At 57.5% G+C, this 21,973-nt stretch carries 21 protein-coding genes; 9 read left to right on the top strand and 12 right to left on the bottom strand.

The window, feature by feature from the left end:
• Nucleotides 1-14: 14 nt before the first annotated feature.
• From Z947_RS0113480 to Z947_RS0113465, 4 genes are all read right to left on the bottom strand, one after another.
• Nucleotides 15-1,103: an ABC transporter permease gene (locus tag Z947_RS0113480; protein ID WP_025044822.1), complete on the bottom strand. Its 1,089-nt coding sequence runs from the start codon at nt 1,101-1,103 to the stop codon at nt 15-17.
• Between the two features lie 70 nt (nt 1,104-1,173).
• Complete coding sequence (locus Z947_RS0113475; protein ID WP_025044821.1) at nt 1,174-2,547, bottom strand: CmpA/NrtA family ABC transporter substrate-binding protein; 1,374 nt, start codon at nt 2,545-2,547, stop codon at nt 1,174-1,176.
• A gap of 245 nt (nt 2,548-2,792) precedes the next feature.
• Nucleotides 2,793-3,941: a CmpA/NrtA family ABC transporter substrate-binding protein gene (locus Z947_RS0113470; RefSeq protein ID WP_025044820.1), complete on the bottom strand. Its 1,149-nt coding sequence runs from the start codon at nt 3,939-3,941 to the stop codon at nt 2,793-2,795.
• Entirely contained in the window at nt 3,938-4,522 is a 585-nt protein-coding gene (locus Z947_RS0113465; protein WP_025044819.1) for an ANTAR domain-containing response regulator, read from the bottom strand. The genes Z947_RS0113470 and Z947_RS0113465 overlap by 4 nt, the downstream gene beginning before the upstream one ends.
• A gap of 237 nt (nt 4,523-4,759) precedes the next feature.
• Between Z947_RS0113465 and Z947_RS0113460 the strand changes: the two genes are divergently transcribed.
• The 4 genes from Z947_RS0113460 (at nt 4,760) to galE (ending at nt 7,770) form a co-directional block, all read left to right on the top strand.
• Nucleotides 4,760-5,194: a hypothetical protein gene (locus tag Z947_RS0113460; protein WP_025044818.1), complete on the top strand. Its 435-nt coding sequence runs from the start codon at nt 4,760-4,762 to the stop codon at nt 5,192-5,194.
• Nucleotides 5,191-5,880 (top strand): HTTM domain-containing protein, encoded by a 690-nt coding sequence (locus Z947_RS0113455; protein WP_025044817.1) that lies wholly within the window; start codon nt 5,191-5,193, stop codon nt 5,878-5,880. The genes Z947_RS0113460 and Z947_RS0113455 overlap by 4 nt, the downstream gene beginning before the upstream one ends.
• 110 nt (nt 5,881-5,990) lie before the next feature.
• Nucleotides 5,991-6,590 (top strand): sugar transferase, encoded by a 600-nt coding sequence (locus tag Z947_RS0113450; protein WP_025044816.1) that lies wholly within the window; start codon nt 5,991-5,993, stop codon nt 6,588-6,590.
• Between the two features lie 94 nt (nt 6,591-6,684).
• Nucleotides 6,685-7,770, top strand: a complete 1,086-nt coding sequence (gene galE, locus Z947_RS0113445) for a UDP-glucose 4-epimerase GalE (RefSeq protein ID WP_025044815.1) — start codon at nt 6,685-6,687, stop codon at nt 7,768-7,770.
• Nucleotides 7,771-7,840: 70 nt separating this feature from the next.
• Here galE and mepK read toward each other — a convergent pair whose 3' ends face one another.
• Nucleotides 7,841-8,386: a peptidoglycan L,D-endopeptidase MepK gene (mepK, locus tag Z947_RS0113440; RefSeq protein WP_386626277.1), complete on the bottom strand. Its 546-nt coding sequence runs from the start codon at nt 8,384-8,386 to the stop codon at nt 7,841-7,843.
• 356 nt (nt 8,387-8,742) lie between these two features.
• On the opposite strand from mepK, the gene Z947_RS0113435 reads away from it, so the two are divergent.
• The 4 genes from Z947_RS0113435 to Z947_RS0113420 all read left to right on the top strand — a co-directional run bounded on the left by Z947_RS0113435 (nt 8,743) and on the right by Z947_RS0113420 (nt 13,028).
• Nucleotides 8,743-10,368 (top strand): L,D-transpeptidase family protein, encoded by a 1,626-nt coding sequence (locus tag Z947_RS0113435; protein ID WP_025044813.1) that lies wholly within the window; start codon nt 8,743-8,745, stop codon nt 10,366-10,368.
• A gap of 32 nt (nt 10,369-10,400) precedes the next feature.
• Complete coding sequence (lpxD, locus tag Z947_RS0113430; protein WP_025044812.1) at nt 10,401-11,492, top strand: UDP-3-O-(3-hydroxymyristoyl)glucosamine N-acyltransferase; 1,092 nt, start codon at nt 10,401-10,403, stop codon at nt 11,490-11,492.
• Nucleotides 11,493-11,557: 65 nt separating this feature from the next.
• Entirely contained in the window at nt 11,558-11,815 is a 258-nt protein-coding gene (locus Z947_RS0113425; RefSeq protein ID WP_025044811.1) for an acyl carrier protein, read from the top strand.
• A gap of 4 nt (nt 11,816-11,819) precedes the next feature.
• A complete protein-coding gene (locus tag Z947_RS0113420; RefSeq protein ID WP_025044810.1) occupies nt 11,820-13,028 on the top strand; it encodes a beta-ketoacyl-[acyl-carrier-protein] synthase family protein in 1,209 nt (402 codons plus the stop codon).
• A gap of 88 nt (nt 13,029-13,116) precedes the next feature.
• Here Z947_RS0113420 and Z947_RS0113415 read toward each other — a convergent pair whose 3' ends face one another.
• Nucleotides 13,117-13,743: an invasion associated locus B family protein gene (locus tag Z947_RS0113415; protein ID WP_025044809.1), complete on the bottom strand. Its 627-nt coding sequence runs from the start codon at nt 13,741-13,743 to the stop codon at nt 13,117-13,119.
• Nucleotides 13,744-14,423: 680 nt separating this feature from the next.
• Here Z947_RS0113415 and Z947_RS0113410 point away from each other — a divergent pair.
• Complete coding sequence (locus Z947_RS0113410) at nt 14,424-15,974, top strand: helicase HerA-like domain-containing protein (protein ID WP_025044808.1); 1,551 nt, start codon at nt 14,424-14,426, stop codon at nt 15,972-15,974.
• Between the two features lie 101 nt (nt 15,975-16,075).
• On the opposite strand, the gene Z947_RS0113405 is transcribed toward Z947_RS0113410, so the two are convergent.
• The 6 genes from Z947_RS0113405 to Z947_RS0113380 all read right to left on the bottom strand — a co-directional run bounded on the left by Z947_RS0113405 (nt 16,076) and on the right by Z947_RS0113380 (nt 21,738).
• Entirely contained in the window at nt 16,076-17,380 is a 1,305-nt protein-coding gene (locus tag Z947_RS0113405) for a branched-chain amino acid ABC transporter permease (protein ID WP_025044807.1), read from the bottom strand.
• The gene (locus Z947_RS0113400) at nt 17,377-18,387 is read right to left on the bottom strand and encodes a branched-chain amino acid ABC transporter permease (protein WP_025044806.1); all 1,011 of its coding nucleotides are present in this window, start codon (nt 18,385-18,387) and stop codon (nt 17,377-17,379) included. The genes Z947_RS0113405 and Z947_RS0113400 overlap by 4 nt, the downstream gene beginning before the upstream one ends.
• Nucleotides 18,387-18,767 (bottom strand): hypothetical protein, encoded by a 381-nt coding sequence (locus Z947_RS0113395; protein ID WP_037938922.1) that lies wholly within the window; start codon nt 18,765-18,767, stop codon nt 18,387-18,389. The genes Z947_RS0113400 and Z947_RS0113395 overlap by 1 nt, the downstream gene beginning before the upstream one ends.
• Before the next feature lies 1 nt (nt 18,768).
• Nucleotides 18,769-19,587, bottom strand: a complete 819-nt coding sequence (locus Z947_RS0113390) for an ABC transporter ATP-binding protein (protein WP_025044804.1) — start codon at nt 19,585-19,587, stop codon at nt 18,769-18,771.
• Nucleotides 19,588-19,636: 49 nt separating this feature from the next.
• Nucleotides 19,637-20,419, bottom strand: a complete 783-nt coding sequence (locus tag Z947_RS0113385) for an ABC transporter ATP-binding protein (RefSeq protein ID WP_025044803.1) — start codon at nt 20,417-20,419, stop codon at nt 19,637-19,639.
• Nucleotides 20,420-20,547: 128 nt separating this feature from the next.
• The gene (locus Z947_RS0113380) at nt 20,548-21,738 is read right to left on the bottom strand and encodes an ABC transporter substrate-binding protein (RefSeq protein ID WP_025044802.1); all 1,191 of its coding nucleotides are present in this window, start codon (nt 21,736-21,738) and stop codon (nt 20,548-20,550) included.
• Between the last annotated feature and the right edge of the window lie 235 nt (nt 21,739-21,973).

Raw genomic sequence — 21,973 nt, 5'->3', positions numbered from 1 at the left:
GGCTGGCGCGCGGGTCACCGGTTGGCCGAAAAGGTGAACATGGACTGCAGCGCATACATGACGCGATCCAGCAAGAAGCCGATGATGCCGATCGTGAACACTGCGACCATGATTTTGGCGAGGCTCTGAGAGGACCCGTTCTGGAACTCGTCCCAGACGAATTTGCCAAGACCGGGGTTTTGCGCGAGCATCTCGGCCGCGATCAGAACCATCCAACCCACGCCGAGCGAGAGGCGCAGACCCGTAAAGATCAGGGGGAGGGCGGAAGGCAGAACCAGTTTGGTGATCTTGGTCCATGTGTTCATCTTCAGAACGCGGCTGACGCTGACCAGATCCTTGTCGATGCTGGCCACCCCGAGGGACGTGTTGATCAGCGTTGGCCAAAGTGAGCAGAGGGTCACGGTGATGGCCGAAATCAGGAAGGATTTGGAGAACATCCCGTCGTTACTGGCGTAAAGCGCAGAGACGATCATGGTTACAATCGGCAGCCATGCAAGCGGCGAGACAGGTTTGAAGATCTGGATGAGCGGGTTCAGCGCTGCATTTGCCGTTTTCGACAGGCCTGCGGCAATGCCTAACGGAATGGCAATGATGGCAGCGATCAAAAAACCGAAGAAGACGGTTTTGATCGAGGTCCAGATTTGCGCGTAATACGTGGGACGCCCGGTATAGCTGCGCTGTTTGACGCGGTCCTCTTGACCGTCGGCGATCAATTTCGCGTTGCGCGCGTCCTGACGTTCGTAGAACGCGGCCTCTTTCTCGCGTTCGCGGATGGCGTCGGCGTTCAGGCTGAGCGCTTGTTCCCAGACCTGCGCGGGACCGGGCACGGCACCCAGCGAGGTTTGCACCTTTGGTGCCAGCGTGCCCCAAGCCAGCAGGAACAGGGCAATCGCCAGCAGTGGCACGCCCAACAGACGCCAGATTTCACCGACTTGCGCGCGCGGATTGTCGCCTGCGGCGGCTTTCAGGATCGGTGTCAGCCAGGCAAGACCCAGCACCTGAAACCAGTTGTCGGCTTTGTTGATGCGGGTGAACAGGCGGGCGCGCTTGGCCTCTTTGTCCAGGGTTTGGGTCGTAAATGTATCGGGGTCGGTGACAGACATATCGGGTATCCTGTGATCTGGCCGTAGAAAAGCGGGCCTTTCGCGACAGATGCCGCAAAAGGCGCAAGGCTTAGCCTTTTACTTCGTTGTCGATGATTTTCTGCGCGCCCTTCAGACCGATGGGCAGGCTGTCGAGGTAGGCGTTGGGGGTGCGCCCGTCAAAGGGGATGCCGTCGATGACATCTTCGGCCGGTGTCGCCTGTTTGAAACCATCGCTGTCGAAGGGAAAGTCGGCCTCATTTGCCATGTCTTCGTCGACCAGCAGGCGGGCCGCCTCAAGATAGATGTCAGGGCGATAGACCTTTTTGGCCTGATCAATGAACCATTCATCCGACTGCGGTTCGGCGATCTGGCCCCAGCGGCGCATCTGGGTCAAATACCAGATGGCGTCTGAATAAAACGGGTAGGTCGCGTTGTAGCGGAAGAAGACGTTAAAGTCCGGCGCGGGACGACGGTCGCCTTTCTCGAATTCGAAGAAACCGGTCATGGAATTCGCGATGACTTCGGCATCGGCCCCGACGTATTCGGAGCGCGCCAGCATCTCGACCGCTTCTTCACGGTTGGCGTTGTCGTTTTCGTCAAGCCAGATCGCCGCACGGATCAGCGCCTTGGTCAGGGCCAATGTCGTGTTGGGGTTCTCATCCGCGAATTCCTTTGTGATGCCAAAGACCTTTTCGGGGTTGTTCTTCCACATGTCGTAATCGGTGATGACGGGCACGCCGATGCCTTTGAATACCGCCTGTTGGTTCCACGGTTCGCCCACGGCGTAACCGTAGATCGTCCCGGCCTCCATCGTGGCGGGCATTTGCGGGGGCGGGGTGACGGAGAGGAAGACATCCGCGCCGATTGTTCCTGTCACGTCCTCAGGCGCGTAATAGCCCGGTTCCAGACCACCGGCGGCCAGCCAATAGCGGATTTCGTAGTTATGGGTGGAGACCGGAAACACCATCCCCATGTTAAAGGGCAGGCCTTCGTCCTTATACGCTTCGACAACCGGCACCAGCGCTTCGGCTGAGATGGGGTGCTGCGGGCGGCCATCGTCCATCTTCGGCACGTTCGGCTTCATCTGTTCCCAGATGTCGTTGGAAACGGTAATCGCGTTCCCGTTCAAATCCATCGAGAAGGGCGTGATGATATGCGCCTCTGTGCCATATCCGATTGTCGCGGCCAGCGGCTGACCGGCCAACATATGCGCGCCGTCAAGCTGCCCGTCGATCACACCGTCAAGCAACACCTTCCAGTTGGCCTGCGCCTCAAGGGTCACAAACAGGCCTTCGTCCTCGAAATAGCCGTTTTCGTAAGCCACAGCGAGCGGGGCCATGTCGGTCAACTTGATGAAGCCGAAGGTCAGCTCGTCTTTTTCAAGATCGAGCATTTCGGCATAGGCGGCCGTGCTCAGCAGCATGCCGGTTGTAGCAAGGGCGACGGGGAGTTTTGCAATCATTTTATACGTCCTGTGGTTGGATGGGCGGGGCCCGTAAAACGAAAAAAGCCACACGTAAGCGCCACGGAAAATCCATGCTTCTTACGAGCGGCTTTGCTCTTGAGAGAATTCCACCGTCATTGGCGGAAAGGTGTCAGGCGGCAGCGCCTGCTGTCTTGTCCCTACGATTAGGTGCTTCGCTGCGTGGCACAATGTTTTTCTGCGTTGCAGCGTCAAAAATGTCCGCATGGCCACAAACCGCCCGTTTATTCAGCCGTATCTGCTGAAAAATCGAACGTGTTGCCGTCAAAAAATGCATCTGGCGCAAGAATCATCTGTCCGCGCAATGAGGCGACGGCGGTCATTTCGTTCATCGCGCCTTCAACCTTTTCCGAGGCACCGGGCAAATCTGCGCCGATGGGACCGAGGTATTTGCGATAGAGATCGGTGCGACAACAGGTCATGGCCAAAGCGATGCCGGCTGCATCCGCGCCGAGCTGTTTGGCGATCCACGCCGCCTGACTGCGCCACGGAAAGGAGGCCGCGTGATCGTGAAACATCAAAAATTGCGAGACATGTGTTGGGGCAGCCCCTGCGCTGAGGGTCAGCATGCCGGTCACCGCCGGTTCGATCACCTCGTGGGCAAGGTTCAAGTGCTCGCTGCGGCCCAGAATTTCGACAGCCAGCGGTTTGTTCTGTTCCAGATCAAGCCAGCGCGACGCCTGATAGACCGCGCGCATCAGCTTTTGGGCCGTCTCTGGGTTGTTTTCTGTCCAGTCATGGCGGGCAGCCAGCACTTTTTCGGGCGCGAAACCCCAGACATGGGATCCTGCCATCGCAATGTCGCCAACGCCGCGTGATACAATATCGCTGCCCCAGGGTTCACCAACCCAAAAGGCATCGACATGCCCTTCGGCGACCGCTTCGGCCATGCGCGGGGGCGGCACGGTGACACTTTCCACAACGAGGTTCGGCGCAGAGGCCGTCCAGTAAGACAGCAACAACCGATGCATCGAGAAAGGAAAGGGAACACCCACGCGCAAGGGGCGAGGTCCACGCGCTTCAAGCTGAGCCAGCAAGGATTTGGGATTGCCGAATTCGATGGGCGAAAGGGTGTGGGAAAGCTGTTTGGAGACGCCGAATACAGTGCCGTTTGCCGACAACCCCATCAAGGTGTCGATTTGTGCCGACAGACCGCCAAGCCCCATCGTCATCGCCACTGGCAGCGGGGACAACATCTGTGCGGCGTCCAGATGACCAAGGCCCAGCATATCCCGCAGGGCCGACCACGAGGGCTGGCGTATGAGGTTAAGTTCCAGACCCTCTTCGGCGGCGAAACCCAATTCGTGCGCGATGATCAGTGGCGCACTATCAACCAGCGGAACATAGCCGCAATTCAAAACCGTGCGGTTCATGCCAACAGATCCGACGCGGTGACCAAGGCTTGCGCCACGTCAATGACTTTGCGGCCCTGATCCATCGCCGCCTTGCGCAACAGTTTATACGCTTCATCCTCGGGAATGCTGCGGCGGCGCATCAGGATGCCCTTTGCGCGGTCGATGGTCTTGCGATCTTCCAGTGCCTGTTTGGCAGCATCAAGTTCCGATTGCATTTTGCGCATCATCTGGAAACGGGCGATGGCGGTTTCGATCACCGATTTGATCCGGTTCATTTGCAAGCCGTCGACCACATAGGCGCTTACCCCCGCGGCAAGGGCCGCTTGGGTCAGATGGGGATCGGTTTGATCGACGAACATCGCCACGGCGCGTGATCTGGTGTTGGAAACGGCACCAATATGTTCAAGCGTGTCGCGGTCGGGGTTTGCCATATCGATCAGAACGATGTCTGGCGCATGTTCTTCGATAGAATGCTCTAACCCTGAAACATGACTGATCGCGTGCAGTTCGCTCCATCCCGCGTCTTGCAACGCGTCGATGATGTTTTCCGCTTTGGCGCGATCGGCCTCGACGACAAGGATGCGTAGATCTTTTCTCACCCCAGTGTGATCTTGCGGCGCTGTCGGGTTGTACATGGTCCGCGCCGAATGAAAGGCGCAGTGGTTCTGAATTGCCTGCTTCTTTTGCTATTTTGTGGGCGATTGCCTAAATAACTGGCGGCTGGACGGATCGACGGCAGTGGCAGAGCTTTCAACAACCCTGCATAAACCGGCGGTATTCTATTGGATGCGGATAAGCTTAACGCGGCTTTAACCGCGTTTGTGCTAGCCACGCTTATGAAAAAGACGGTTTCATTAATCTTACCAGTATTGATCCCGTCGTGGCGGTTTTTCAAAGCAGTCGAACCCTCCCCACGGGTGCAATGGGCCGTAGGGGGGGCAGAGCAATCGCAGGCTGCGGATTGGCAAGAATACCAACCCCGACCCCAAACCCTGTCGATTGGCCGGATGCTGCAGCGTCTGTTCTGGAACCCGGCGTGGAATGATGCGCTGTTTGTGGTCAGCTGCGCGGAAAGGATCGCATTGGGGCGGACCACCCACAGCATCAACGAGATTGAAACGCGTGTGCGGCGCGACATCCATGCCGCCGGCAAGGGCGGGCAGGGCGGAACCTTTAAATTCAGGCTGGTCTTTGTGCATCACGATGGGGGGCAACGGGTCGAAGACGTCGTTTTCCTGTCCGACCCTGCATCTGTCGGAGACCCGATTTGAGCTTTGATACTGCGCTGCGGGCGACGGAAATCCTGTTGGCATTGGCGTTCTTACAGCAATGCAGCGAACATATTTTAGGCTCCGCTGCCGCGCGGGGGCTGTTTGTGTTGCGGGCCGGTCTGAGTCTTCTTTTGTTGTTCGGACTCTACAGCCCTTGGGTGCTGTTGGCGCTTTCGCTGCATAGCATTTTTGTCCTGCACCGCTTTGACGGCCCCTATAATGGCGGTAGCGACCGGATGGGCCTTTTGATCCTCTATTGCCTTTGTCTGGCGCGGCTGTTGCCAGAGGGTTTGGCGCGCGAAGCCGCTTTTGGCTATCTGGGCGTTCAGGTGGTTTTGTCCTATTTCATTTCCGGCTGGGTCAAGATCGTCAATCCCGATTGGCGCAGTGGCAGGGCCCTGCGGGATGTTTTCGGTTTTTCGGCCTATCCCGTCAGTGAAAATCTGCGCGGTTTCGCAACGCGACCCTGGCTATTGTGGGCGATGGCATGGGCGGTGATGGGGTTCGAAGTGGTGTTCCCGCTGGCCTTGTTGCACCCAGCCAGTTTAGTTGCTGCCCTGAGCGTGGCGGCGCTGTTTCATCTGGCAAATGCGTGCCTGTTCGGATTGAACCGGTTCTTGTGGTTCTGGATCGCGTCCTATCCGTCGATCCTGTGGGTGCAGGGACGTTTGATGCAGGGGATTTAAACGCTTTCGGCCCGAAGGATTAGGGCAAGCGGCCTGATCGAAACCTTTTGTTAACGAATTCCAAGACATTCTGGTCCGTGGTGAACCACCCAAATAGGGGGCCAGAAATTGTGCGAATTGGCGGCACGCGGCTGTTTTGGCTGATCAAACGGATGACTGATCTGGTGATTTCGGTGCTGCTTTTGCCGGTGCTGGCGGGGGTGGCCGTGATCCTGTGGATGTTGAACCCGTGGTTGAACCCCGGTCCTTTGCTTTACTGCCAAGAACGTGTCGGGCAGCATGATAGTCTGTTTGTGATGTTCAAATTCCGCACCATGCGGCCTTATGCGGGGGCTGCGAAGTTTGCCGACGCTGAAGGGCACCGGATCAGCGGTTTCGGGGGGCTGTTGCGACGCTTCCGGATCGATGAATTACCACAAATTATCAACGTCTTGCGCGGCGAGATGAGCCTGATCGGTCCGCGGCCCGAACAGCCGGAGTTTGCCCGCCAATACCGCCAGACTTTGCCCGACTATCATCGCCGGCACGTGGTGCGCCCGGGGTTAAGCGGGCTTAGTCAGGTGGTGCAAGGATATACCAGTGATGATCAGGGTACCCGCGTCAAACTGGCGCTTGATTTGCGCTATATCTCCAAATCGGGCTTCCGGATGGAAGCTTATGTCTTTTGGCGCACTTTGGTCACAGTGATCACCGGCTACGGCGCGATTTAACCTGTGCGGACCCTTCGGGGTTAACCAAATCCTCTCATTCCCGCCCTAATGGTCGTGCCAAAGGTGCGCTGCGTGCCTTGCGGATGGAGGATCCATGTCAGGCACAGTTCTGTTGACAGGCGGGGCCGGTTTTATCGGTTCTCACACCTACGTCGCCTTGATAGAGGCGGGGTACCGCGTTGTTATTGTGGACAACTTCTCGAACGCGGCGCGGGATGTCCCTGACCGGCTGGCGCAGATCACCGGTGCGCAGGTGGTGGCCTATGACGTGGATGTCTCGGACGCGGCGGCACTTGAGGCAGTGTTTTGCACCCATTCAATTGATGCCGTGATCCATCTGGCGGCCCGAAAATCCGTGCCACAATCGCTTGCCAGCCCCCAAGGGTTTTTCAACAGTAACATCGCCGCCCTGCTAAGTCTGCTCCGGGTGATGGAACAGCATCAGGTGAAAACGATTGTTTTTTCATCGAGCGCAACAGTTTACGGCGCACCTGAAGCTCTGCCGATCCCCGAACATGCGCCGCTTGGCTATACCAATCCTTATGGCCTGTCCAAGCTGATGGGCGAGCAGTTTTTGAACCAGCGCACGCGCCGCGGGCAGGGCTGGGCGACAGGGATATTGCGATATTTCAACCCTGCGGGTGCGCATCCTTCCGGCTTGATTGGCGAGGCGGCGTTGAGCGATGGCGGCAATCTGATGCCCTTGGTGGCGCGGGTTGCCAAGGGCCAGCTGCCGGGGCTCACGGTGTTCGGTTGTGATTATGGCACCCCAGACGGCACGGGAATTCGCGATTACATCCATGTGTGCGATCTGGCGCGGGGGCATGTTCTGTCGGTGGGACACCTGTTGCAGCGGGGGCGATCACACACAGTTAATTTGGGCAAAGGGGCGGGCTATTCCGTACTCGACCTGATTAAGACTTATGAGCAAGTCAGCGGGCAGAAGATCCCGTTCCGGTTCGCCCCTCGACGTGCCGGTGATGTCGCGGCAAGCTTTGCGGACCCGTCCATGGCGCAGACGGTGCTTGGATTTCGGGCAGAACACGATTTGCTGGATATGTGCCGGTCAAGCTGGCGTTGGGAAACCAATAGCGATCCGTGCTGGCATCCAAAATACGCAGATCACCACAGGTACCCAGGGGCGATCCCTATACCCCAGGGCATGGATCTGTCACATTAGGCGATGCCGGTTGGGGCAAGACATAAAAAAAGCGCCGCGAAAGGGCGCTTTTCACGGGCAGAAGGAAAACCTAGCCGCCCCAGCTGCGTACGACGCCGCAATCCATATGCACAAAGTTGGACCCTGAATAACGGCCAACACCGCCGCCGTGACAGGCAATTGCGGCGCGGGCCATCTGGTTCACCGAACGCGACCCGAGACGCAGGTCAGCGGCCTGGCCTTTCATGTGCAAGGAGTTTTTTGCCACCCCGCGCGAGCGCGAGCGCAGCATCGCATTTGTCTTCGGGCTGCGATAACCGGACAGCAACATGTAGGGTTCGTTCACGTCCAGCAGGTTATGGGCGGCAGCCATAATATCAACCGTGCGCAGGTCCATCGATTTGACCCCGTCGGTGCGCCAGTCGCGCATGAAATAGTTCACTTCTTTCACGGCGTCTTTGATGTATTTGCCTTCGATCCAGTAGATCATGTCGATGCGTTCACCGGTGCGGCCCGAATACATCTTGATACGGCGGATATCGCCGCCACCGCGCAGGAAACCTGCGGCTTTGGAATATGTCGGTGCTGCTGCTACCGCGGTTGCGGCGAATGCCCCAAGAAGTGCACGCCGGGTCATCCCCGTTGAGCTTGTTCCAGTCATAGGTCGTCAGTCCCGTTTTCTGCCTGTGTCCATGATGTTACATGGGCGTAAATTTTAGTCCCCAGATGCAACCTTTTTATGTCATAGGCAGAATCCTGAACCAAGCCTTTAATCTTATAGAGATTAAGTTGATGCAACTTTAGGCAATTTTCTGCTCAAAGCGTGACCATCCAACGGAACCCGCGCTTTGCTGCGGTGTTGTTTTGGCATCATGCACGATTTTGTTCCGGGTTAACTTCAATGTTATTGGACAGTGGTCTCGTCCCTTCGGACAATCGGCTTTAATATAAGTATTCAAAATACAGGCAAACGCAACGGTGGGAAAATTAATGATGCGAACGGCTTTATTTACGAAAGCATCACGGCGGCAGGCCCTGATGGCGGGGTTCGTGATTGCATTCGGGGCAGCGGTTTCTTTCGCGCCGCGTGCGGGCAGCGCACAGGTGACCGCGTTTAAACAAGCAATCGCCGAAGCGGCAGCGCAAGATGATGATATCGCAGCCTTTTATCGCGCCAACGGGTACAGCCCGATTTGGACTGGTGCGGGAGACGTCGACCGCAACCGCCGCGCGGAACTGTTGCGCGCGATCCGTTCGGTTGCGTCGCATGGCTTGCCCGTTGCACGCTATGACCCTGAAGGGTTGATGAACACGCTGGCCTCCGTGCGCACCGCACGGGATCGGGGCATGGCAGAGGTCGAGATGAGCCGCGTCTTTCTGAAGTACGCCCGCGATATCCAGACCGGCATGCTGACGCCCAAGTCGATTGACCCTGCGATGGTGCGCGAAATTCCCTACCGTGAGCGGGGTACCTATCTGTCGGGCCTCGCCGAGGCGAAACCTGCCGCATTTTTCCGCGCGCTACCGCCAACCAGCATGGAGTACAACGCGCTGATCAAGGAAAAGGTCGCGATGGAGCGGCTTTTGCTGTCGGGGGGCTGGGGCGCAACCGTGCCTGCCAAATCGCTAAAACCCGGGGACAGCGGAAACGCCGTCATTGCGCTGCGCAACCGTCTGATTGCGATGGAGTATCTGGAGCGCACCAACACCCGTGAATATGATGCCGACATGCAGGCCGCTGTACAGCAATTCCAGATTGCACATGGTTTGAACGATGATGGTGTGGCGGGGGTTGCCACGATGAACCAGATCAACGTTGGCGTGGAAAAGCGTCTGCAATCGGTGCTGGTCGCGCTTGAGCGCGAGCGCTGGTTCAACACGGAACGGGGCAAGCGACATATCCTTGTGAACCTGCCGGACTTTTCGGCCAAGATCATCGATGATGACAAGCTGACCTTTTACACCCGTTCCGTCATCGGGGCGAACAGGGACGACCGTCCGACGCCGGAGTTTTCGGATACGATGACCCATATGGTCGTCAATCCCAGCTGGTACGTGCCGCGCTCCATTGTGACCAAAGAATACCTGCCTGCGCTTAAACGTAATTACAATGCGGCCAGCCACATCGAGATCACGGACCGGCGTGGACGCAAGATCAATCGTGCTGCCGTGAACTTCTCGCAGTTTACCGAACGGAACTTTCCCTACGCCATGCGCCAGCCGCCCAGCAAATCCAATGCGCTGGGGTTGGTAAAGTTTATGTTCCCGAATAAATACAACATCTATCTGCATGACACCCCGGCCAAGAGCCTGTTTTCTCGCGATGTGCGGGCCTTTAGCCACGGCTGCGTGCGCTTGGCGCAACCTTTTGAATTTGCTTATGAATTACTAAGCAAGCAAGAGGCAGATCCAAAGGGTCACTTCCAGTCGATCCTGCGCTCGCGCAGTGAAACCAAGGTGGTGTTGGACACGCCTGTGCCGGTTCATCTGATTTACCGGACGGCTGTGACCAATGCGCGCGGCCATACGGAATACCGCGCCGACGTTTACGGACGTGACGCCAAAATCTGGAATGCGCTGTCACGCGCAGGGGTGGTCTTGGGCGGCGTTCAGGGGTAAATCTTGGGGCGCTGCCATAAGGGGTGCCCATGATGACTTACACTATTGCACAGATTGCGAAATCACTGGGGGCCGAGGCCGCCGGTGATACGTCACTGGTGATTGCCCGCGCGGCTGAACCACAATCGGCGGGGCCGGATGATCTGGCACTGGCGATGGACCCGAAATACGCCGAAGGTCTGTCACAAGGAACAGCGCGCGCTGCGATGTTATGGCCGGAAGCCGATTGGCAGGCCATGGGATTGCAGGCCGCGATTTTTCCGACTCGTCCCAGATTTGCCATGTCCGGCATGACGCGGATGTTGGATAAGGGGCAGGGGTTTGGCACGGGTATTCACCCCTCTGCGATCATTGATCCGACGGCGGTTCTGGCCGAGGGCGTCAGCGTGGGACCACTGGCGATCATTTCTGCAGGGGCACGGATTGGCAAGGGATCGGTCATTGGGCCGCATTGCTTTATCGGTGTTGATGTAACCTTGGGCGCGGATGCGTATCTGCGCGAACAGGTCAGCATCGGTGCGCGTGTCACCATCGGCGAACGCTGCATCATCCAGCCGGGCGCGCGAATTGGGGGCGACGGGTTTTCCTTTGTCACGGCGGAACCCTCGACCGTGGAATCCGCGCGCAAAACTCTGGGTGATCAAGGCGCGGCAGAGGCGCAGCCGTGGATCCGCATTCATTCCCTTGGCAGTGTTACCATCGGCGATGACGTTGAAATCGGGATGGGCTGCACCATTGATTGCGGTACAATTCGCGACACGACGATTGGCAATAACACCAAGCTCGATAACCAAGTGCACATGGGGCATAACGTCAGCATTGGCGACAACTGTCTGATCTGCGGACAGGTTGGCATCGCGGGCTCCGCCCGCATCGGCAATAACGTCGTCATGGCGGGTCAGGTCGGCGTGAACGACAATATCTTTGTCGGGGATGGCGTGATCGCGGGCGGTGGCACCAAATTGATGAGCAACGTGCCCGCGGGCCGCACCATGCTGGGGTATCCGGCCACACAGATGGATAAACAGGTCGACCTATATAAAGCACAACGGCGTCTGCCACGGTTGCTGCGCGAGGTCGCAGAACTGCGAAAGGTGGTTTTCAAATCGGAAAAGGACGACTAGATCAGTTGTAAACGTGACCTGAGACACCGCGAATTGAGTACATGACCCAAACGAAGGACGGGCCAATGAACATCTCCGATCAAGTCATTGCCATCATAGCAGAGCAAGCGCTGCTGGAGCCCGAAGATGTGACGCCGGACAGCACACTTGAAAGTCTCGGCATTGACTCGATGGGGGTGGTCGAAAGCATATTTGCGATCGAGGAAGCCTTTGACATTACGGTACCTTTTAATGCCAACAACCCGACAGACTCCGATTTCGACATCACGTCTGTGGCCAGCATCATCAAAGGCATTGAACGGCTGAAAGCCGAACAGGCCTGAGCCGATGAAACGTGTGGTGATCACAGGGGCGGGCACGATCAACGCGTTGGGGCATTCTGTGCCTGCGACCCTGCAGGCGATGCGCGAAGGGGTCTGCGGCATCGGCCAGCTGGCATTTCGCGATGTCGAACGGCTGCAAATCCAGATTGGCGGGCAGGTGCGCGGATTTGAGGCCGAGGGGCGCTATAACCGCCAGCAGATGTCGCTGTATGACCGGTTCACCCAATTCACGCTGGCCGCGGCGAAAGAGGCCATTGAACAATCGGGTCTGACGTTTTCGGGTGAACTCGCCGCAAAATCCGGCGTGGTTCTGGGCACGGCGGGGGGTGGTGTGTCCACATGGGACGACAATTACCGCGCCGTTTATGAAGAGGGTAAAAACCGCGTGCATCCCTTTGTGGTGCCCAAGCTGATGAACAATGCGGCCGCCAGCCATGTCAGCATGGAATGGAATCTCAAGGGGCCGTCCTTTACCGTTTCCACCGCCTGCGCCTCGTCCAATCACGCAATGGCACAGGCGTTTTCCATGGTCCGTTCCGGCATGGCCCCAGCCATGGTAACGGGTGGCTCTGAATCCATGCTGTGTTTCGGCGGTGTCAAAGCATGGGAAGGGCTGCGCGTGATGAGCCGCGATGCATGTCGTCCGTTTTCGGCCAACCGCAATGGCATGGTGCAGGGCGAAGGGGCGGGCATCTTCGTCTTTGAGGAATTTGAACACGCCCGTGCGCGCGGCGCGGATATCCTGTGCGAAGTCATCGGCTTCGCCATGTCTTCGGATGCCAGCGACATCGTTATGCCGTCCAAGGCAGGCGCGGCGCGGGCCATGGCTGGGGCCTTGCAAGACGCAGGGATCAACCGCGAAGAGGTCGGCTATATCAACGCGCATGGCACCGGCACAGCGGCGAACGACAAAACCGAATGCGCAGCCGTGGCGGATGTATTCGGACCGCATGCGGACCAGTTGATGATCTCGTCCACGAAATCGATGCACGGCCATCTGATCGGTGGCACCGGCGCGGTGGAACTGCTGGCCTGCATCATGGCATTGCGCGACGGGGTGGTTGCCCCGACCATCGGTTACGAAGAACAGGACCCGGAATGCGCATTGGATGTGGTGCCTAACGCGGCGCGTGATGCCAACGTGTCGGTGGCCTTGTCGAATGCCTTTGCTTTTGGCGGGATGAACGCGGTGGTTGCCCTGCGCAAGATCTAGGGGCCACTGATCCTGCGACTTCGAGGGGACATGCAAAAGGCCGCCCCGAAACCGGAGCGGCCCTTGATTTCGTACCGTTAAACCGGTCTTACTGTTCGATCACGGAAACTTTGTCATAGCTGGCGGTAAAGCCTTTCAAGGACAGGGCCAATTTGACCTTCTGGTCGGGTGCCAATGCCGGAATGATTGTGATCTCGGCCGCATTACCACGCTTGAACGCAGAAATATCAGCAGCGGTCAGACCCAGACGCGCGTAACATCCGACAGGGTTGCAAAAGGCGTAAGGGTACCGGCGGGCCTTGCCGCCATCGACCGCGATGGTCAACTGCTGGGGCAGGGAGGTTTCAAGCGGCACAACGATCGTCGCACCTGCTTCGGCCTTGCCGCCATTGGGCAGGCGGAACAGCGAGATTTCTGCAACCGGTGCGCCCTGGCCGTCGTCCAGCAACTGGTACATCTGGCAAGGGTCGGGTTCTGCTTCGGTCTTGATACAGCGCATTTCCCACGCGCCGATGACTTCCTGCGTATAGGGTTTGCCCAGCTCCGGATCCTTATCGGCATCCTCGCCAAGGCTCAGTTGCTCTTCGACCTTTGGGGCCTCATCGGTCTGTGGCTGTGCCTCTTCGGTGGCGGTGGCTGTCTGCGCCAGAACCGGCAGCGGAGCCATCAGGGCGAGGGCGGCACAAAGGGGCAGTGCGGTGAAAAACTTGCTCATGTCAAATCCACGATTGTTACTTTCGCGCCGTTTACCATGCCGCATCGGCAATGTCAGTGTCGTTCCTCAATAATTTGAACGCACCAAGGCCGAAAACCGCCGACACATCCTGTCGCAGGCAGGGGGCGCTGAAATAAGAAAAAGGGAACGCATCACGCTCCCTTTTCCAATCTTCTCTCCCCGTCGGACTGGGCCGACTTATGCCGTAACGTTACGAGAGCTTGGCGAGGCGGTCAACAGTTTAAATATCGTTAATTATCAATCTCTTAAGGATTGGAGTGGAGTATCGCCCCTTCCTCACGCGGAATTGTCCGGAAAATTCAAAAAAGACTAGATTTCCGCAGCTTAATGCCAGGCGACTGCAAATGCGGGTGCCGTAGGCGATGCTCTTTTGCAGGTCACAACAGCTGTGTTCATAAAAAGGGCCGCACCCAAAGGCGCGGCCAGTCTGACAGGGAGGAAGTGTCATCCGTGCAAAAGGACATAAGCACCGATGACACCTCCCAATATGGTGCCCAAAGGTTAACTTTCTGTGCCCCTTCGACAGGTTCTTCTGTTCGGTTTTCCATTAAATCGCCCCGAGTAGGGCCAATTGCAGGATTTGATCGTGAAGGGCTGGGCATTTACGGATAAGAATACCGGTGTAACGCTTAAACAGGCACCGCTTGAGAGGAATTTTTGTGACGCAAGACATCTTTATCGGAGGGGGCGGTGACGCATACGCAACCCAGCAGTTTCTCAATATCGGCTATGCCAACCGCCACGGGCTGATTGCGGGTGCCACGGGCACTGGCAAGACCGTGACCCTGCAAATCCTCGCGGAAGGGTTTTCTGCCGCAGGGGTGCCCGTCTTTCTGTCAGACGTAAAAGGCGATCTGTCCGGTCTCGCGAAATCCGGCAGTGCGGATCACAAATTGCACGCCCCCTTCATGAGCCGCGCTGAAAAGATCGGGTTTAGCGATTTCAGCTATGACGCCTTTCCTGTCACCTTCTGGGATTTATTCGGCGAACAGGGCCATCCGGTGCGCACAACTGTTTCCGAAATGGGCCCCTTGCTGTTTTCCCAGCTTCTTGGATTGACCGAGGCGCAAGAAGGCATTTTGAACATTGCGTTTCGCGTCGCCGACGAAGATGGCTTGCCCTTGCTCGATCTCAAGGATTTGCAGGCGCTGCTGGTCTGGATCGGCCAGAACGCCAAGGAACTGGGGCTGCGATACGGGAATGTCTCGGCCGCATCGGTCGGTGCGATCCAACGCCGCTTGCTGGTGCTTGAAAATCAGGGCGCGGCTGATCTATTTGGCGAACCGGCTTTGGCGCTCAGCGATCTGATGCGGACGGAAGAGGACGGGCGCGGCGTGATCAACATCCTCGCCGCAGACAAACTGATGGGATCGCCGAAACTCTACGCGACCTTTCTGCTCTGGCTGCTGTCTGAACTCTTCGAAGAACTGCCCGAAGTTGGCGACCCCGACAAACCGAAACTGGTCTTCTTCTTCGACGAAGCGCACCTCTTGTTCGACGATGCGCCCAAAGCATTGGTCGACAAGGTCGAACAGGTGGCACGCCTGATCCGCTCGAAAGGGGTCGGCGTCTACTTCATCACGCAAAACCCGGCGGACGTGCCCGACGACATCCTGGGCCAGCTTGGCAATCGCGTGCAACATGCCCTGCGCGCCTTTACGGCCAAGGACCGTAAAGAATTGCGCATGGCGGCCGAAACCTATCGTGAAAACCCGCGTTTCGATACCGAAGAAGCCATTCGCGAAGTTGGGGTGGGCGAGGCGGTGACGTCTTTCCTACAGAAAAAGGGTGTGCCCGGTATCGTCGAACGCACATTGATCCGGCCCCCGTCCTCGCAACTTGGCCCTATCGAGGACAGCGAACGCGCCGCCCTTATGGCCCTCTCCCCGATGGCCGGAAAATATGACGCGCGGCTTGATCGCAATTCCGCATTTGAAATGCTGCGAAAACGCGCCGACGATGCTGCAAAAGAAGCCGCAATTGCGGAGGAAAAAGCCGAAGAAATCGACACACCGGCCCTGCGCGAATTCAACAGTGCGCGTCGCTATGCGGGCAAGGGCGTTACCCGCTCGACGTCCCGTGCCCCGCGCCGCAAATCGCAACAAGGCTTCGGCGCTGCCGTGGCAAGTGTGGTCATCAAAGAACTGAAAGGGACCACCGGCCGCCGCATCGTGCGCGGCATTCTCGGCGGTCTCTTCAAAGGGCGCTAAAACGAACAGGGGGCGCGGGCCTATCGCCCACGCCCCCCTCTTTTTGGCGTTATATACTGTCCGCACTCACGCCCAGCACCGCCCAGCAGCGTTTACCCCTTTTACTTCTCGGGGATCAAACCACGCGGGCTAAACCGCAAGACCAACAACAATACCAAACCCATGGTCAGCAACCGCATATGCGCTGCCGATTCAATCAGATGCACCTTCAACGGGGCCTCTTCAGCCATGCCAGAAGTGATTGCTGTCATCAGCCACAGCCCCATCGGTTCAACCTGAACCCACAAGAACCAGATCAGGAAACCGCCTAGAACCGAGCCCAGATTGTTGCCCGACCCGCCGACAATCACCATCACCCAGATCAGGAAGGTAAAGCGCAGCGGCTGATAGGTGCCGGGCGTGAGCTGGCTGTCCATCGTTGTCATCATCGCCCCTGCAATGCCGCAGATGGCGGACCCCAGAATAAACACCTGCAGATGGCGCGCGGTGACATCTTTGCCCATAGCTTCCGCAGCAACCTCGTTGTCACGGATGGCGCGCAACATGCGGCCCCATGGTGAATGTAAAGCGCGTTGCGCCATCCACATCAGGATAACCAGTACCGTTGCAAACAACAGGATATACAAGACTTTCACATAAAGGGTGGAGCCCTCTACCGGATCAAAACCGAAACCCGCGGCACGTTCAACAAATGCGGCGCTGTTTTGCAAATCGATCTCGTATGGGACCGGACGCGGCACACCGATGACGTTTTTCACACCGCGTGTCAGCCAGTCTTCGTTTTTCAGAATGGCGATGATGATCTCGGCAATGCCCAAGGTTGCGATCGCCAGATAATCGGACCGCAGCCCCAGCGCCGTCTTGCCAATCAGCCAGGCGGCCGCGGCCGCGAATACGCCGCCAACAGGCCAGGCAAGCAGCACGGGCAAACCCAAGCCGCCCAGATATCCGGTTTGGGCCGGGTTGATTTCCTCAATCCGCGCAACGGAAGGATCCAGCACAGCACGAAAGATAAAGAAGCCGGCGACCAGAACCGCGATCACGGCAATGTTGCGCAGCCATCCCGCGCCCATCCGCTTCATCACGGCAATCGCCAGCAGGATCGTGCCCGCACCCAGCAGCAGTGCGCCGATCACGCCCAGACCTCCCGCCGCGAATGCGCCTTCGGTCGGGGGCATGCCGATGAGCACAGCGGCCAGACCGCCAAGGGCGACAAAGCCCATGATGCCAACGTTAAACAGCCCCGCAAAACCCCATTGCAGGTTTACCCCTAAGGCCATGATGCTTGAGATAAGGCCCATGGCGATGATCAACAGGGCAGAGTTCCAGCTTTGCTGGAAGCCGACAAAGAGGATCAAAATGGCGATAACGCCAAACAACAATGTATTTCGAACGGTTTCGGTCATACCGATTGCCCCTTGAATAGGCCCGTAGGCTTGAACAGCAACACAATGAGAAGGATCACAAAGCTGACGGCGAACTTGTAATCCGTGCTGAGAAGTTGGACGAGGCCGCTTGGCTCAAGGCTTTCGGGCATCATATAGACCAGCACTTTTTTCCACGCATAGGTGATTGTCACTTCGGAAAAGGCGATGACAAAGCCACCGGCAATTGCCCCCAGCGGATTGCCCAGACCGCCGACAATGGCGCTGGCGAAAATCGGCAGGAGCAGCTGGAAATAGGTGAAGGGTTTGAAAGACTTGTCCAAACCATAAAGCACGCCGGCGATGGTCGCCAAGGATGCCACGATGATCCATGTGATCATCACCACGCGTTCGGGGTTGATGCCCGACAGCAACGCCAGATCTTCGTTGTCGGAATAGGCGCGCATGGATTTGCCCGCGCGCGTCTTGTTCAGGAACCAGAACAGCGCAATCACCACGATAATCGCCGTGACAATAGTGATGCCTTGGGTGGTTTTGAACGACAGCCCTTCGGCCAGACCGGTGGCTTTTTTGAACTCGCGCGCCGAGATGATAAAGCGTTCCCCGTCAAAGAAACTCTGGTCATCGGCACCGATGATAAAGCGCGTTACCCCGTTGTAAATAAAGGTAATGCCCAACGATACGATCACCAGAATGACCGGTTTGGCCTTTTTCACACGATAGAATTTGTAAACTGCACGGTCGGTGAACAGCAACAAACCGATGGCAAACAGGATGCCGAAGGGCAGGGCGAGCAAGGCGGTGGGAAGCGGCCCCAGCGAAATGCCCCATGACTGGAACAGCCAGGTCATCAAAACGGTCGCCATCGCGCCCATCGCCATAGTGTCACCATGGGCAAAGTTGGAAAACCGCAGGATGCCGTAAACCAGTGTCACCCCCAAGGCGCCAAGCGCCAGTTGCGATCCGTAAGCGATGCCCGGGATCAACACATAGTTGGCCAAGGCAATGATTGCGTTTAGAAAATCCATTATTCCGTCACCTCGCATGACCCTACTTGGGATATGACACCCAGAGGATTTTCATCGAAAATTTGTGTTTGAACGGCCCGTCCGTCAGGGAACACGGCGACAAGTTGTGCCTTGAGATCCCCGTTCAGCCGGGTGAGAAAATAGCGGGTGCCGTCATCGCCGGTCAGCTCGACAGTGCCCGACGCTTTCGCCGTCATAAGCTTTTCAGGCGCGGATTTTGTCGCCAGCGCCACCGATGATTGCGGGTCCGATGCGGTGACGCCGGTGCCCGTGTCTTTCACCATCTTTGAAAAGTTGCACAGGATGCCAAAGCCGGCCTCTTGCGCCTGAGCCGAAAAGGCGAAACCGGCCAGCAAGCTTGAACAAAGCAATAACCGCATATCAGCCCCCCAGAAACGATTTGCGCACATCGGGATCGGCCAGCAATTCCTTGCCGGTGCCTGTGTACGCATTTGCGCCCTGCACCAGAACATAACCCTTGTCCGCGATTTCAAGCGCTTGGCGGGCGTTTTGTTCCACCATCAGAATGGGAATACCGGTGCGCGCCACTTCGATGATCCGGTCGAACAATTCGTCCATCACAATCGGCGAAACCCCCGCTGTCGGTTCGTCAAGCATCAGAACCTTGGGTTGCGTCATCAAGGCACGGCCCACGGCAACCTGCTGGCGCTGACCGCCCGAAAGCTCACCGGCAGGCTGGGACCGTTTGTCCTTGAGGATCGGAAACAGGTCATAGACCTGCGCCATGGTATCGCTGAAATCATCTGTGCGAATAAACGCGCCCATCTCCAGATTCTCTTCGACTGTCATCGAGGTAAAGATGTTTGACGTTTGCGGCACGAACCCCATGCCTTTGGCCACGCGGTCTTGCGGGGACAGGTCGGTGATGTCTTCGCCGTCCAGCCGCACATGGCCTTTGCGCATGTCCAGCATGCCGAACACCGCTTTCATCCCCGTTGATTTGCCCGCCCCGTTGGGGCCGACAATCACGGCAATCTCGCCCTTGTCGACGGCAATGGTGCAGTCATGCAAGATGTCCGGTCCCTGACCATATCCGGCCGTCATACCGTCACCAATCAGGAAGGGCCCGCCGGGTGCCGCGAAACTGGTGCCGCCGCGTTGTGGAATTTCAGAGCCCATGCCCTTGGGGTTGCCGATCGACAGATCTTTATTGCCGCGGTCGCCATATGGATCGCTCATGCTACGCGTCTCTTTTCTTGAGGGTCGTGAGGAAATGACATTTGCGGGGTCATGCGCCCACCTTGTCCTTGTTTTTCAGGCCGGTGCCCAAATAGGCTTCGATGACCTGTTCATTCGCTTTGATCTCGTCCAGCGTGCCTTGGGCCAGTACATGCCCTTCGGCCATGCAGATCACCGGATCACAAAGACGTCCGATGAAATCCATGTCGTGTTCGATCACAACAAAGGTATAGCCGCGCTCCTGGTTCAGGCGGATGATCGCATCGCCAATGGTGTTCAGCAGGGTACGGTTCACACCGGCACCGACCTCGTCCAGAAACACGATCTTGGCGTCCACCATCATAGTCCGCCCCAGCTCAAGCAGCTTTTTCTGCCCGCCCGAGATTTGTCCCGCCTTCTGGTCGGTCAGATGTTCGATGGTCAGGAACTCCAGCACTTCGTCGGCCTTCGCCCTGAGCGCGCGTTCCTCGTCTGCGATGCGCTTGCGTCCGAACCACGTGTTCCACAGGGTTTCGCCAGACTGGCCACCGGGCACCATCATCAGGTTCTCGCGGCATGACATCGAATGGAATTCATGGGCGATCTGGAAGGTGCGCAACAGCCCCTTGTGAAACAGCGTATGGGGCGGCAGACCTGAAATGTCCTCGCCGTCCATGTAAACCTTGCCGCTGGTCGGTTGAAGAACGCCTGCGATCACATTGAAAAGTGTGGTCTTTCCCGCGCCGTTCGGCCCGATCAATCCGGTGATGGACCCGCGGTCAATCGACAGGCTTGCCCCGTCTACCGCATGAAATCCGCCGAAATGCTTGTGCAGATCGTCAACGACGATCATGTGCTCATCCGAGTGCACCATGTATAACTTCCCCGTTCGCGCCGCGTTGGGCGCCTGATCTTTTTCGATCTATTATATGCAAATACAGCCCACCCGAGGGCAGGCTGTATCCGGTTGTTCCAATTGGCTTATTTCATGCCAATGGTTTCGTTTTTGCCATCTTTGACTTCGATCATGCGGTAGGTGCCCGCAGATTCACCCGGTCCGATCAGCTCGACCGCCGATGCACCGACATAGTCGATTTCTGTGCCGGCTTTGATCAACTCAAGCGCTTTGCCCAGATCACCAGGATAGATCTTTTCGCCCGGTGCGTTGGCCACGTTCAGGATCTCGTCCTTATAGGCCGCCGGATCGGTCGACTCTGCCGCCTGCATCGCCAGCAACAACAGGGCCGCTGCGTCATATGCTTCCGGTGTGTAAGGCGAAGTTGCGTCAAATGCGCCATCCACCATCTTGACCAGATTGTCGATGCCGTCGCCTTGTGAACCCGCGATCTGACCGTAAGACCCGTTCAGGTCAGGACCGATTGTCTTTGGCAGGTTTTCACCGATCATACCGCCGGGCAGACCGAACTGCTCCCAAGCGCCGGCGTCCAGCGCGGATTTGATGATGCCCGCACCACCTTGGTCAAGGTAGCCCGCAACAACCAGCAGATCACCACCGGCAGATGCCAGCGCGCCAACTTCAGCGGAGTAGTCCGCTTTGCCGTCTTCGTGTGCCGCTACGATTGTGACTTCGCCGCCGACTGCTTTGAACGATGTTTCAATCGCGTCCGCCAGACCCTTGCCGTAGTCGTTGTTGGTATAGGTCAGGGCGATGGATTTCACGCCACGCTCTTGCAGGATCTCCGCCATGACTTCGCCTTCGCGGGCGTCGGACGGGGATGTGCGGAAGAACAGACCGTTGTCTTCCATGGTGGTCAGGCCGGGGGATGTCGCGGAAGGCGAGATCATGACCATGCCGTTTGGAATGGCAACGTTTTGCAGAACCGCGCCAGTAACGCCGGAACAATCCGCGCCGACCAGGCCGCTAATGCCGTCCGCGATCAGACGTTCAGCAGAAGCGACTGCCATACCGTTGTCGATACAGCCGGAATCCGCGCGTACAGAGGTGACCTTGGCCCCGTCCATAAACATGCCGCTGTCAGTGACTTCTTTCATTGCCATTTCCGCACCCGCAGACATCGGGCCGGTCAGTGATTCAATAGGGCCGGTAAAGCCGAACAGAACGCCGAGCTTCACTTCTTTGGCGTGGCCGTCTGCCATCGCGCCCGTTGCAACCAGTGCCGCAGCCGTTGTGGCCATAAGCATCTTTTTCATGTGGTAACTCCCTTGTTGGAACATGATGTTCGCGCCAGAGGTTAAGCGGGGGCCGTTGAAAAGAAAAGGTGTTTTTGCTGTGCGCCAGGGCCGTGTCATCTGGTTGTCAAATGCAGAAGTGGTCATTTCACCAGAAAAGGTTAGATTTCCCGAAAGAGCTGGCCACAACAGGAGAAAAACAATGCGGTTACTAAAAAACGCCACGAATGTTCTGCGTGTGGCCGGTGTTTTGATT

Source organism: Sulfitobacter geojensis, from assembly GCF_000622325.1.
GTDB classification, from domain to species: Bacteria; Pseudomonadota; Alphaproteobacteria; order Rhodobacterales; family Rhodobacteraceae; genus Sulfitobacter; species Sulfitobacter geojensis.
Note: the sequence above shows the minus strand (reverse complement) of the source record. Positions and strands in the feature narration are given on the sequence as shown.

Coding starts and splice junctions, on each gene's coding strand:
- Z947_RS0113390 (WP_025044804.1), bottom strand. CDS start 19,587: ATGAGCGATCCATATGGCGACCGCGGCAATAAAGATCTGTCGATCGGC.
- Z947_RS0113415 (WP_025044809.1), bottom strand. CDS start 13,743: ATGAGCAAGTTTTTCACCGCACTGCCCCTTTGTGCCGCCCTCGCCCTG.
- mepK (WP_386626277.1), bottom strand. CDS start 8,386: ATGACCCGGCGTGCACTTCTTGGGGCATTCGCCGCAACCGCGGTAGCA.
- Z947_RS0113435 (WP_025044813.1), top strand. CDS start 8,743: ATGCGAACGGCTTTATTTACGAAAGCATCACGGCGGCAGGCCCTGATG.
- Z947_RS0113460 (WP_025044818.1), top strand. CDS start 4,760: ATGAAAAAGACGGTTTCATTAATCTTACCAGTATTGATCCCGTCGTGG.
- Z947_RS0113475 (WP_025044821.1), bottom strand. CDS start 2,547: ATGATTGCAAAACTCCCCGTCGCCCTTGCTACAACCGGCATGCTGCTG.
- galE (WP_025044815.1), top strand. CDS start 6,685: ATGTCAGGCACAGTTCTGTTGACAGGCGGGGCCGGTTTTATCGGTTCT.
- Z947_RS0113470 (WP_025044820.1), bottom strand. CDS start 3,941: ATGAACCGCACGGTTTTGAATTGCGGCTATGTTCCGCTGGTTGATAGT.
- Z947_RS0113385 (WP_025044803.1), bottom strand. CDS start 20,419: ATGATCGTCGTTGACGATCTGCACAAGCATTTCGGCGGATTTCATGCG.
- Z947_RS0113380 (WP_025044802.1), bottom strand. CDS start 21,738: ATGAAAAAGATGCTTATGGCCACAACGGCTGCGGCACTGGTTGCAACG.
- Z947_RS0113395 (WP_037938922.1), bottom strand. CDS start 18,767: ATGCGGTTATTGCTTTGTTCAAGCTTGCTGGCCGGTTTCGCCTTTTCG.
- Z947_RS0113425 (WP_025044811.1), top strand. CDS start 11,558: ATGAACATCTCCGATCAAGTCATTGCCATCATAGCAGAGCAAGCGCTG.
- lpxD (WP_025044812.1), top strand. CDS start 10,401: ATGACTTACACTATTGCACAGATTGCGAAATCACTGGGGGCCGAGGCC.
- Z947_RS0113480 (WP_025044822.1), bottom strand. CDS start 1,103: ATGTCTGTCACCGACCCCGATACATTTACGACCCAAACCCTGGACAAA.
- Z947_RS0113420 (WP_025044810.1), top strand. CDS start 11,820: ATGAAACGTGTGGTGATCACAGGGGCGGGCACGATCAACGCGTTGGGG.
- Z947_RS0113405 (WP_025044807.1), bottom strand. CDS start 17,380: ATGACCGAAACCGTTCGAAATACATTGTTGTTTGGCGTTATCGCCATT.
- Z947_RS0113400 (WP_025044806.1), bottom strand. CDS start 18,387: ATGGATTTTCTAAACGCAATCATTGCCTTGGCCAACTATGTGTTGATC.